Raw genomic sequence first — 12,588 nt, 5'->3', positions numbered from 1 at the left:
AATTTAATTTGGGGAGGTTTTTTTATGCTTATTATTTTGTGCGTAACCAAACCACTTTGCCATCCATGGTACTGGCAAGGATATTTTTACTGTCGATCACATTTACCGTGTTGATCATGGAGTTGTCGATTTTGTGTGCCCAAACAGTGCTTTGCCGTTGAGGATCAATGGCATAGATCACGCCGTTTTTTGTGCCGAAAAATACCTTTCCATCTTTTTCGATCAGCATTGAGGGTACATGCTCATAACCAAAACCAACATTGTAGCGCCATAAAACGCCCGGATCTTGTGCCTGTGCTTTGTAAGCTACAATTTCATCCTGCATGGTTTTGCCGTAAATAAGCGTGCTATCTGCCGATTGACCGATTGATTCACGGACTGTAGCTTCTTTATTCCGCCATAACGTAGTGCCGTTTTTGGTGTCAATAGCCGTTAGATAACGATCGGGGGCTGCAATGTATACAATGCCCTGATAGGCAACCGGCGTTACCATTGCCGGCGAAAACATCCTGTTCGCCTGGCCGTTATTCCATTTCCAGAGCAGGCTACCGGTATGGATATCGAGCGCATACAAATGCCTTCCCCACGATCCAAAAATAATTTTGTCCTGGTAAATAAGCGGTTTGCCTACTATGGTGCCTTCAACTGCGGAAAATGCCCATATTTCTTTTCCTGTTTTAACATCCAGGGCCCTGAAAGTATTATCGCTGCCACCAATATACACCCGTTGACCATTAACCACCGGCGATCCCAATACCGAATTTGCTGTTGCTTTATGCCAAATTTCTTTCCCGGTTTTTGCATTAAGCGCATAAATGTTTCCATCGCCCGAACCTAAAATAACGGTTCCGTTTATGGCTACGGGAGAAGAGTAGATAGCCCCCTTGGTTTTGAATGTCCATACTTTTTTGCCGGTAACCTTGTTTAGGGCTTCCACTAAACCTAAGCTGTTCCCAAAAATAACATTGTTCGAAGCATAGGTTGGGGTATTTACCACGTTGGCATTGGAGTGGTAAGACCAGACTTCTTTCGTAGCCGGATATTTAGTGTTGAGTGCGAAAACAGGGCGCTCGTATTTTTTCTGATCAGCTATAAAGGTTTTCAAGGCAATCTTACGCCAAACCGGAAGAATTTCCTGCGCTGGCTTTTTGACCTGAAAAAACACGGAGTCTTTGGTCATGCTTACAATATTATAGCCGCCAATGCTGTCCTTTGCCCTTAAATTAGACCGGCCCATGGTCGCTTCAATACCCTCAAAATTATAAGGATGGTTATTGTGTCCGTGACCGCATATCGCATATTGGATATTGTATTTTTTTAACCGGTCAGTCGCTTCGTACCAATTGTCCAGGCTGTTATCCAATGGGTAGTGGTTGGCAAAAATAATCGGCGTATTTTTAGGTGTTGCTTTAAGTACGCTGTCTAACCAAACCGTGGCATCCCTCGGGATGTGCCCATCACTCATCCGTACATAAGGCCCCGATGCACAGGCAATAAAACGGTAACCGTTATGATCGAAAATAAACTTGTCGGCACCAAACTCCTTAATGAAATTTACACCCCCTGATTCCGACCATCCCGTATCGTGGTTCCCGGGGATAATGTGGTAAGGCTTGTTTAATTTAGAAAGGATATCTTTAGCCAGTTTGAGTTCATTATTGGTACCCATTTCGGTAATGTCGCCCGTAATAATTACAAAATCGATATCATTTAGCGCATTGATATCTGCAACGGTCCGGTTAAGGTCTTCTTCCCCTGTGGGCGAACCCACATGTGTATCGGTAACAAAAGCGTATTTAAAATTTTGGGCTTTTACGGCGAGCGATAATAAAATGGCGAACAGTAAAAGAATACGGTATTTCATGGTCTTTTTTCGTTAAAAGGTTAACCATAAAAATCGTTATTTTTTAGGGCTTAAACGGGGTTGTAATGCCAATTTTACGTGTTAAGTTTGGGTTAAAATAGAGTCTGAAGATTGAAGACTGAGCTGCTGAGTTTGAAAGGGTCTGACATCCCCAATAAAAAAGGCGGCCATTGGTCGCCTTTTTTACTTGTTCTCTGGTAAAATTACAAAATCTTAAATCCTAAACTCAATTGGAAAAGGTTAGGTTTCTGGCTGTATTTTTCGCTTTTACTGATGTTCGATAAGCCGGCTTCGTAACGTAAATCAACCGAAATGCTGCCCACATCTACACCTGCACCCGCCTGTAAACCCAATGCCTGGTTTTTGTAATTGTTAAAATCAGTTGCTTGCTGGTAAGCCGAATTAAATGTCGAATTTTCATCCAAAACAAATGAAATAACCGGGCCGGCCATTAAACGGAAGTTTAAGTTTTTAGCACCGAATTTGGTACCCAATAAAACCGGAATATCCAACGTGGTAAATTTTACTTTTCCTTCTGCTGATACCTCATTCCCGTTATCTTGTTGAAAGCTGATAAATTTATTGCCTTTGCTACCAATATAAGCTTCTGGCTGTACATAAAAACTGGCACCGCCGATACGTGCCCATGCACCGATCTGATAGCCTAAACGGTTTTCTTCACTTGCAAAATCTGCATTGATTTTAGCTAAATTAACACCAGCTTTTACACCGAGATTAAAGGTTTGCGCCTGCGATGTTGCCCAACCCAGGGTTAGGAAAACAATAGAGAAGATGATCTTTTTCATTTGTTTAATTTTTTTAGGGATTAAAGTTCATAAACGACAAATACTGCCTGTTAAGCATGTTTTTATTCGGCTTATGGTTTTGTTTTAAAAATTATACCATTGGGTTTTACACCCATTAGGTTGTATAACGCGCTTTTAACACAATTATCGTGCAAAAGTAATCTGCGAATCTCCACTTTTTTTGTCACATCACATAAAAAGGTATTAACCTGAATAAATATTTTTTACTTTTGCATCAAATAAAATGTGCCATGGCTAATTTTCAACTTACTTCTGAAACCGCATTTAAAGTAAAAACCAAGTTTTTAAGGAAATACCGCGATCTGGCGAACGAGCCTTTAGAATTTACACCAGGCAAAGAAGATAAATTGGTCGAAGATTTAATGCGCTTGGTTAAGCGCGACCGTACTTACATCGAATTTACCATCCAAAAAGCATTGGCTGATCCCAAAGGCAACAGGCTTTAAGATTCCATTTCCGCACAGTATTTTTTGCTTAAGTTTTCTGTTTCAGACTTAGATACGTACATCGCTCCCTGTATTTTACGCTGTTATGCAACGTGACTCTTTCATATTAGCATCCCTGTTCTGGCTGGTTGCGCTTACAGCAACTGCACAACAACAGGTATTTAATGATACTTTCGCGGATAGTTTGACATCAACCCAAACGAGAAAACAATTAAACGATCTACCCGCCGGTGAATACCTCAGGCAAACTTTCAGTAAAGGAAACAAATCGATTAATTACAGGCTGCTGTTACCAGCGGGGAACCGTAAGCAAATTAAATATCCCTTGGTTATTACCTTTCATAACTCAACGCGGATAGGCACAGATAATGAACGGCAACTGGAACCGTTAGCCAGGATCTGGCTGCGGCCTGATGTACGCCGGGAATTTCCGGCATTCGTTATTGCTCCGCAGTTTCAAACGCGTTCATCAAATTATTATCCAGATTCAGTAAGGCATTGCCTGAGCTCGAAACCGTCGGAGGATGTTTATTTAGTGTTTGAATTGATTCGGGAAGTAAAAGTCAAGTATCCTCAGATAGATACCAATCGCATTTATTTGGTAGGTTATTCTATGGGCGCATCAACCGCGCAAAACCTGATCAATATTGCGCCTGAAACCTTTGCTGCTATGGTTTCTATTGCAACGGTTCCCGATTTCGTAAATGCTAAGGGCATCGGGCAAAAACCTATTTGGTTGATTCATGGGCGGCAGGATGATGAAAATCCTTACGAAGGAAGTGAGCATTTATACCATGCGTTGAAAGGGAATCGTGATTTGTTGTTTACTACATATAACAAGCTGGATCATAACCTTATTACAATTCCGTTATTACTTACTGCTCAAATACCTGCCTGGTTGTTTGCCCGGCATAAATAAAATAGGTTGTATGAGCGTGCTTCGCGGTTCATTGCGTAACGCTTAATTTACGCTTGGGCCAAATAAGCTGTTTTTAATATTTACGGCTTTTTGTACATTTACTTTCTTACTATATCAATAAATAATCTTCCAAAAACAGGCTTTCAATCTGTTCTGTGCTACTGGAATAAATACATAAGGAAATGAAGAAACTAAAATATGGTTTTTTGGCAGCCGGCTTTGGGCTTGCTGTTTTATCTTTTTCTTTCAAAGAAGATTTGTTTCTGGTTTCTAAAAACCTGGATATTTTTGCTTCGCTATATAAAGAAATCAACATCAATTATGTGGATGATACCAACGCCCCTAAGTTGATGAAAATAGGGATCGATGCCATGTTGGATAGTCTGGATCCTTATACCGAATACGTTCCCGAATCGGAAATAGAGGATTATAAACTGAAATATGTGAGTACCCAGTACGGTGGCATTGGTGCGGGTACCGTTTTTATTGATGGAAAACTGTTTATTAACGAAGTTAGTGAGGGTTATCCTGCAAATAAAAGCGACCTTAAAGCCGGTGATCAGGTACTGAGCATCAACGGTATTGCCGTAAAAGGAAAAGACCGTGCAGAAATTAGCCAGTTACTGCGTGGACCTAAAGGCACGGCTGTCGACCTTTTATTAGTGAGGGATGGAAAAGAAATGACCAAAAAACTGGTACGCGAAGAAATAAAACAGCCAAATGTATCCTATTCCGGAATGGTTGGTGACGGTATCGGTTATATCAAACTCGATAAGTTTTTGGAAAACTCCGGCCAGGAAGTGAAAGATGCACTTTTAGCCATTCAAAAAGAAAACCCAAAAGGTGTGGTCCTGGATTTAAGGAATAATGGCGGCGGTATTTTACAGGAAGCCGTTAAAATTGTAAACCTCTTTATCAATAAAGATCAGCTCGTTGTTACTCAAAAGGGGAAAAATGCAGAGAAAACCATTACCTATAAAACCCTTAATGCACCTGTTTCCACCTCCCTTCCTTTAGTGGTATTGGTGAACGGAAATTCGGCTTCGGCATCCGAAATTGTTGCCGGTTCCTTGCAGGATTTAGACCGTGCCATCGTTATCGGGCAGCGCAGCTATGGAAAAGGGTTGGTTCAACAGACTTTCAATTTGCCCTATAACAGTTTGGTTAAAGTAACCGTTGCTAAATATTACACGCCATCAGGCAGGTGCATCCAAAAACTGGATTATGCACATAAAAATGCAGAAGGGGTGGCCGAGCGTTTTGCCGATTCTACCATGGTCATGTACCAAACCAAAGCCGGTAGAAATGTATATAGTGGCAACGGTGTTTATCCCGATATTGTAGTAGATGCAGCCAAGTTAAGCCCGGTTACCATTTCGATGATCAATAAAAGCCTTTTCTTCAATTATGCCAATCAATACCGGAAAGAAAAGCCAACATTAGCCTCAGCCAGAACATTTCAGTTATCGGATGCCGATTATGCTACATTTTCCAGCAGTTTGGCCGATAAAGACCTGTCTTATCAGAGCCGCACGGAAAGGTTGCTTTCTGACCTGCGGGCAGAGGCTGAAAAAGAAAATAAATCAGCAGAAGTAAAAACCGATCTCGAAAACCTTAAATATAAACTTACTTCTTCAAAGAAAACCGATTTGGTAAGCCATAAGGCAGAAATTAAAAGAGTTTTGGAAACGCAGATTGTAAGCCGTTATTTTTACGAAAAGGGAAGAATTGAACAGAGCTTTCAATATGACAAGGAATTGGCAGCAGCAAAAAACCTTTTTGCCAACCAATCGCAAATACTGGCCATTTTAAAAGGAGATGGAAATTATAAGGTGATTGGAAAGCCCACCAAGGCCACCGCATCGATAGACTAAACCTAAAAGACCAATAGCCGCTATTCTTATGAAGAAATTGACCTTATTATGCCTTGTGCTATTTATTGCCTTACAGGTAAAAGCGCAGGATTATATCCCCACAGCCTCAAATTTAAAACAAAGAGCATGGTTTAACGATGCCCGTTTTGGATTATTTATCCACTGGGGCCCTTTTAGTATACCAGGAAGCGGCGAGTGGGTAATGAACGATCGAAAGCTGAATGTTCATAATTACACCAACCTCAAAGATTTTTTTAACCCGGTTGAGTTTAATGCCGAACAATGGGTGAGTATGGCCAAGAATGCGGGAATGAAGTACATTACGCTAATTACCAGGCACCACGATGGCTTTAGTATGTGGGATACGAAATATTCTGATTTCAACATCATGAATACCCCCTATAAAAAGGATATTGTAAAAATGATGACTGATGAGTGTCATAAACAGGGCATAGAATTATACCTGTATTATTCATTGTTGGATTGGCGCAGGGAAGATTATCCGCACGAAACCGGTCGCACGGGGCAAAACTCTGGTCGCAAGGGTAAAGGCGATTACGCCAGCTATTTGCAGTTTATGAAAAACCAATTAACTGAGCTGTTGACCAATTATGGCGAAATAGGCGGGATCTGGTTTGATGGGCATTGGGACCAAACTGCACCGGAAGGATCAAAAGACAGAACATCGCGGATTGATTGGAAATACAATGAAATTTACGGTTTAATCCACAAACTACAGCCACAGTGCATGATCGGGAATAACCATCACCTTAGCCCTTTTGCAGGAGAAGATTTTCAGATGTTCGAACGCGATCTTCCAGGCGAAAATAAGTCGGGTTTAAGTTTTCAAAAGGCTTCAGATAAACTGCCCCTCGAAACCTGCGAAACCATTTCCAATTCATGGGGCTATAATTTGAGCGATACTTACTACAAATCGAATAAAGAGCTGGTGCACATGCTGGTTAAAGCAGCAAGTTTGGGTTCCAATCTTTTACTGAACATCGGCCCAATGCCCAGCGGTAAAATACAGCCGGAATTTCAGGATCGTTTGGCCGGGTTAGGCGCTTGGCTTAAGGTATATGGCGAAAGTATTTACGGCACAAAAGCTGGCTTTATAAAGCCGCAGGCCTGGGGAAGCATCACGCAGAGCGATAAGAAAGTTTATATCCATTTAATAGATGGAAAAACGACAACACTTTCTTTGGAAAACGTTCCGCTGAAGAAAATTAAAAAGGCCTACCTGTTAAAAGATAAAACTGCCGTAAACTTTACGCTAAAAAAATCAACATTAACAATTACTACCGGGCTAAATGAATCAGAGCCCGATCAGGTGATAGTATTGGAGATCGGTTAAAAGAGTTATACTCATTGTCATCCTGAACACAGTGAAGGATCTTTCTATTAGTTTCAACCATATAAGAAATTTAAGGGCACACAAGCTTAAATGTTCTTATATCCCTTATGTGGTAAATAAGATGGCTTTGTAAGCAAAAAAGGCCTTCCCGCAATGACGATTTCTCATGTTCAAAGAGGCAGTATCATAAGCTATAATTTCTCTTCTAATTTGTCACGTTGAGCCTGTCGAAACGCCTTTAAGGTGTTTTAAAAGAGGTTCTTCCACAAGCTTAGTAATGACAACTAAGCCCATGATAAAGGGCCTCCAAATCCATTGCTTTTACTTTATTTCAACATATTCTTTCACACTTTTATGAGAAAATAAACGTAAAACGTTTTACTTTTATGGTTTTAAATTCAATGTAAGTAATTATAAGCACACATGCAGTTCAATAAAGCCTCTTTTGTTCTATTTTTAGCCAGTTCTCTATTTGTCCTTAGTACTGCGGCACAGCAGAAAGCCAAGCTTACGCAGTATGTAGATCCACTGATCGGATCGGCAAAACACGGACACGTTTTTGTAGGGGCCAATGTTCCTTACGGGGCGGTACAGCTCGGGCCAAACAATATTTTTGAGGGCTGGGACTGGTGCAGTGGTTACAATTACATCAGTAACACCATCACTGGTTTTGCGCATACCCATCTAAGTGGTACAGGAATCGGTGATCTGGGCGATATTTCGATCATGCCAGCAACAGGTAAATTGTTATTAGAGAAAGGTAAAACCGCCGACGATCAGCATGGTTACCTGTCTAAATCTTCACATCAGAATGAAGTGGCAAAAGCAGGTTATTACAGCGTACTGCTCGATAAATATGATATTAAAGCCGAACTAACCGCTACCGAAAGGGTCGGTTTTCATCAATATACCTTTAAAAAAGGGGCCGAAAATCCCCATATCATCATCGATTTAATTGAGGGCATTGGATGGGATGCGCCGGTATCTGCTTCATTGAAGCAGCTCGATGCTACCACCCTGGTAGGGCATCGTAATTCGAAAGGCTGGGCCAGCGATCAACGTTTATATTTTGTGATTAAACTTTCGCAACCGATTAAAAATCTTGTGCTTTATGATAGTACAGTAGTTAAAAACGGTGCCGGATTATCAGGTAAAAAGTTAAAGGCTGTTGTTAATTTTGATGTTATCAACCACGAAAAACTACAGTTAAAAGTTGCTTTATCGCCTGTAAGCTCAGCAAATGCCATTTTAAACCTAAACACAGAATTACCTGGCTGGGATTTTGCATCGACAGTTAAAAATGCCGATGCAAAATGGGAAAAGGAACTGTCTAAAGTTGATATTGGTGCATCCAATACCACCAAAAAGGTATTTTATACCGCATTGTACCATACTATGATCGCACCATCTTTATTTAACGATGTAAATAAAGATTACCGTGGAACAGATAAAAAGGTATACAAAAAAGCAAATTTCAACAACCTTACCACCTTTTCACTATGGGATACCTATAGAGCAGCTAATCCATTATACACTATCCTTCACCCGGAAAAGGTAAGCGACGTAGTCAATACCATGCTGGCCATTTATAAGCAGCAGGGAAAATTACCGGTTTGGCATTTAATGGGAAGCGAAACCAATACCATGGTGGGCTACCACGCTGTTCCGGTAATTGCAGATGCTTATTTAAAAGGGTACCGGGGCTTTGACGTGAACCTGGCTTTTGAAGCGGTAAAACAATCGGCCATGCAGAAAACCGATGGCATCGATTATATTCAGCAGCTAAAATATATTCCTGCGGATAAAGTAAATGAATCAGTAGCTAAGGCTTTGGAATACGCCATTGATGACTATTGTATCGCAATGTTTGCCAAAGCACTGAACAAAACCAAAGATTATCAATATTTCAGCAAAAGAGCAGAGCTGTATAAAGCATATTTTGATAAAGATGTGCAGTTTATGCGGGGGAAATTAGCCGATGGCACATGGAGGGTACCTTTCAGCCCGGTAGCTTCCAAACACCGCGAAGATGATTATACCGAAGGAAACGCCTGGCAGTATACCTGGCTGGTGCCCCAGGATGTAGAAGGATTGATTAAACTATTTGGCGGCGACAAACCATTTGTAAATAAATTGGATTCATTGTTTTCGGTAAAAGCTGATCTGGGCGAAAACAGTTCTCCCGACATTTCGGGCCTGATCGGGAATTATGCACAGGGTAACGAACCTGGTCACCATATTACCTATTTATATGCTTATGCGGGTATGCCATGGAAAACAGCCGACCTCATCCGTAAAATCGATCATGACTTTTATTCTTCAAAACCTGATGGATTATGCGGTAACGAAGATGTGGGCCAGATGAGTGCCTGGTATGTTTTTTCGGCAATGGGTTTTTATCCTGTTAATCCTGCAAACGGGGCTTACGTTTTCGGAACCCCTTTGCTTAACCATGCAACCATTACATTGGCGGGTAATAAAAAGTTTAATATCAAAGTAATAGGTAACAGTGCTGAGAACAAATACATCCAAAAAATTATCCTGAACGGGAAACCTTATAACAAGTCGTATATTCTTCATAAAGCCATTGTTGCCGGAGGAAATATTCAGATTTACATGGGAAGTAAACCATCCGAAACCTGGGGTGTAAAACCCGAAGACAGGCCTGTTTCAAATCAATAATGCTAAAAAATAATGAAGAAAACATTTCTATTCCTTTTACTTTTTTCGGTTCTGTACGGAAATGCACAACAGCGTTACGAATTAAACTCGGGCTGGCTTTGCGCCAATATCAAAGATGCGCAGTCTACCGGCCCAGAAATTTCTAAACCCGGTTTTTCGCTTAACAGCTGGATGCCCGCAACAGTGCCCGGAACGGTTTTAACCACCTTGTTAAACAATAAAAAAGTTCCTGATCCATTTTATGGGATGAACAACGAAAAAATACCAGATGTATATAAAACAGGCAACGATTATTATACGTATTGGTTCGTAAAAGATTTTCAGGAGCAGGCCGTTGGTAATGAACAGGTTTGGCTACAGTTTAGAGGGATAAATTACAAGGCTGAGATTTACCTGAACGGGAAAAAGGTAAATGCCAAAACACAGGTGGGCATGCATTTAAGGGCACAGTACAATATTACCAAACTGCTTGCCGCAAACGGTAAAAACAGGCTTGCAGTTGTCGTTTATCCACCCGATTTTCCGGGTAACCCCAATGGCGGCCAGGGCGGAGACGGAACGATTGCCAAAGGGTTAACCACGCAATATACTGCTGGCTGGGACTGGATACAACCCATCCGCGACCGTAATACAGGGATCTGGGATAAGGTAACGATCGAAAAAACCAAAGGCATCAATATCCAAAACCCCCAGGTAATCACGTTGGTGCCAGGTAAACGGTTACCGGAAGGCAAACAGGATCCTGCTACCATTAAAGTTTCGGTCGAAGTTGAAAATCCAACCAGTAAACCTGTTTCGGGCATTTTACAATATCAGCTTGCAGGTAAACTGGTTAGGCAGCCGGCTACCCTTGCCGCCAATAAAACCACAATAGTTAAACTCCCAGATTTACAGCTCGAAAACCCTAAACTGTGGTGGCCAAGCGGATATGGACCGCAAAATCTATATGACGTGAAAATCGAATTTGTAACAGCCAACGGGGTATCAGATCGGGAGCAGCTTAAAGTGGGAGTTCGCCAGATTGATAATATCTGGAATGAGCATACCCGGAGTATGGGAGCTTTTGTAAACGGGCAAAAGATTTTTATTAAAGGAGGTAACTGGATTATCAGTGATGCAATGCTGCGTTTTAGTGATGCCCGTTATGATGCAGAAGTACGGTACCATAAAGATATGAACCTTAACCTGATCAGGATCTGGGGTGGGGCAATTTTGGAAAGACCGGAGTTTTACAATGCTTGCGATAAATATGGTTTATTGGTTTTTCAGGATTTCTGGTTCAGCGGCGATTGCAACGGCCGTTGGGTAGACCCGATGAAGAAGGAAGATCAATGGACACGCAGAAATTATCCTGACGATCATAATCTAATTTTAAATGCGATTGAAGACCAGATCAAAATGGTACGAAACCATGCTTCACTCGCTTTTTGGTGCGGAGGAAATGAAATTACCCCACCTGAAGATATTTTAGAACCTTTAAAGAACGATATTCTGCCACGCCTGGATGGTACAAGAAAGTTTTTCGATTTCTCTAACAGCGACGAAATGTCGTTCAATTCAATCGGTGGTAATGGTGACGGACCTTATGGAATACAGGATACCAAAACCTTTTGGGCTAACCGAACTTTCCCTTATAATTCAGAAGTTGGATCGGTAGGTGTGGGCGACTATGCTTCGCTGTTGCGTTTTATCCCAAAAGAAAACCTTATTGCACCACAATACAAAGCCAAGCCCGATTCGGTGTGGGATTATCATAAATATATTTCATACGAGCAATACCTTAATCCGTATGGGAAGCCAAAAAGTGCAGAAGATTTTGCCATGAAAGCACAATTGGTTAATTATGATCAATATAGAGCATTAATGGAAGGCTTTTCCAACAAAATGTGGGATTGGTACACCGGTTCCATCATCTGGAAAACCCAAAACCCCTGGACAGCCATGCGCGGACAGATGTACGATTATTATCTTGATCCAAATGCCTGTTTATATGGTTTAAGGAAAGGGAGCGAACCGCTGCATGTGATGATGAATCCTTTAGATAGTATGGTTACGATTGTAAATAATGGTTTTACTACGAGGAACAACTTAATGGTACAGGCCAAAGCTTATGATATGGAAGGGAAAGACTATTTCTACTCTCAGGCCTTCAACTCGGTTGGTCCGTCTTCAGTGAGGAGACTCTTTCCTATGAACCAATTTTTAACCAAACTGGATAAAAAAGAAGGTGTATTTGTTTCGTTAAGGATTTTAGATCAGAAGCAAAATATTTTAAGCGAAAACACCTATTGGCTGGCCGGAAAAGATGGGGAATATTCGGGTTTAAAGAACATCAGAAAGGCACCGTTAAAAATTACTGCTATCGATCAGAAGAATGGAAAAGTGATTGTAACCTTAAGTAACGCTGCCGGAAATCCTGTTGCCTTTTTTAACCGTATTGCTTTAATAAATGGCAATACCGGCGAACGGATATTGCCGGCGTTTTACGATGATAATTATGTAAGCATTTTGCCTGGTGAAAGTAAAACAGTGGTTGTAGAATATACCGGTAAACAAAGCAACCTGGCGATAGAGGTTTACGGCTGGAATGTTGAGAAACAGAAAGTAAATATGCAATAGAAA

At 41.2% G+C, this 12,588-nt stretch carries 8 protein-coding genes; 6 read left to right on the top strand and 2 right to left on the bottom strand.

The window, feature by feature from the left end:
• Nucleotides 1-31: 31 nt before the first annotated feature.
• The gene (locus tag GGQ60_RS16220; protein ID WP_183766329.1) at nt 32-1,864 is read right to left on the bottom strand and encodes an outer membrane protein assembly factor BamB family protein; all 1,833 of its coding nucleotides are present in this window, start codon (nt 1,862-1,864) and stop codon (nt 32-34) included.
• Nucleotides 1,865-2,067: 203 nt separating this feature from the next.
• Entirely contained in the window at nt 2,068-2,670 is a 603-nt protein-coding gene (locus GGQ60_RS16215; RefSeq protein WP_183766328.1) for a porin family protein, read from the bottom strand.
• Nucleotides 2,671-2,921: 251 nt separating this feature from the next.
• On the opposite strand from GGQ60_RS16215, the gene GGQ60_RS16210 reads away from it, so the two are divergent.
• The 6 genes from GGQ60_RS16210 (at nt 2,922) to GGQ60_RS16185 (ending at nt 12,585) form a co-directional block, all read left to right on the top strand.
• Nucleotides 2,922-3,137 (top strand): hypothetical protein, encoded by a 216-nt coding sequence (locus tag GGQ60_RS16210; RefSeq protein WP_183766326.1) that lies wholly within the window; start codon nt 2,922-2,924, stop codon nt 3,135-3,137.
• A gap of 325 nt (nt 3,138-3,462) precedes the next feature.
• Nucleotides 3,463-4,056, top strand: coding sequence for a carboxylesterase family protein (locus tag GGQ60_RS16205; protein ID WP_221235982.1), 594 nt, complete (start codon nt 3,463-3,465; stop codon nt 4,054-4,056).
• Nucleotides 4,057-4,238: 182 nt separating this feature from the next.
• Nucleotides 4,239-5,930: a S41 family peptidase gene (locus GGQ60_RS16200; RefSeq protein WP_183766324.1), complete on the top strand. Its 1,692-nt coding sequence runs from the start codon at nt 4,239-4,241 to the stop codon at nt 5,928-5,930.
• A 28-nt stretch (nt 5,931-5,958) separates the two neighbouring features.
• A complete protein-coding gene (locus GGQ60_RS16195) occupies nt 5,959-7,284 on the top strand; it encodes an alpha-L-fucosidase (RefSeq protein ID WP_183766322.1) in 1,326 nt (441 codons plus the stop codon).
• A 423-nt stretch (nt 7,285-7,707) separates the two neighbouring features.
• On the top strand, nt 7,708-9,966 hold the full coding sequence (locus tag GGQ60_RS16190) for a GH92 family glycosyl hydrolase (protein ID WP_183766320.1): 2,259 nt from the start codon (nt 7,708-7,710) through the stop codon (nt 9,964-9,966).
• A gap of 12 nt (nt 9,967-9,978) precedes the next feature.
• Nucleotides 9,979-12,585 carry a glycoside hydrolase family 2 protein gene (locus tag GGQ60_RS16185; protein WP_183766318.1) on the top strand — a complete coding sequence of 869 codons (2,607 nt, stop codon included), beginning with the start codon at nt 9,979-9,981 and terminating at the stop codon, nt 12,583-12,585.
• The last annotated feature ends 3 nt before the right edge of the window (nt 12,586-12,588 follow it).

The organism is Pedobacter zeae, assembly GCF_014196715.1.
In the GTDB taxonomy this organism is placed as follows: domain Bacteria; phylum Bacteroidota; class Bacteroidia; order Sphingobacteriales; family Sphingobacteriaceae; genus Pedobacter; species Pedobacter zeae.
This window is presented reverse-complemented; position numbering and strand designations above follow the sequence as displayed.

What these genes read in the sequence shown, in the direction of transcription:
- GGQ60_RS16210 (WP_183766326.1), top strand. Translation starts at nt 2,922, where the DNA reads ATGGCTAATTTTCAACTTACTTCTGAAACCGCATTTAAAGTAAAAACC.
- GGQ60_RS16220 (WP_183766329.1), bottom strand. Translation starts at nt 1,864, where the DNA reads ATGAAATACCGTATTCTTTTACTGTTCGCCATTTTATTATCGCTCGCC.
- GGQ60_RS16200 (WP_183766324.1), top strand. Translation starts at nt 4,239, where the DNA reads ATGAAGAAACTAAAATATGGTTTTTTGGCAGCCGGCTTTGGGCTTGCT.
- GGQ60_RS16195 (WP_183766322.1), top strand. Translation starts at nt 5,959, where the DNA reads ATGAAGAAATTGACCTTATTATGCCTTGTGCTATTTATTGCCTTACAG.
- GGQ60_RS16215 (WP_183766328.1), bottom strand. Translation starts at nt 2,670, where the DNA reads ATGAAAAAGATCATCTTCTCTATTGTTTTCCTAACCCTGGGTTGGGCA.
- GGQ60_RS16190 (WP_183766320.1), top strand. Translation starts at nt 7,708, where the DNA reads ATGCAGTTCAATAAAGCCTCTTTTGTTCTATTTTTAGCCAGTTCTCTA.
- GGQ60_RS16185 (WP_183766318.1), top strand. Translation starts at nt 9,979, where the DNA reads ATGAAGAAAACATTTCTATTCCTTTTACTTTTTTCGGTTCTGTACGGA.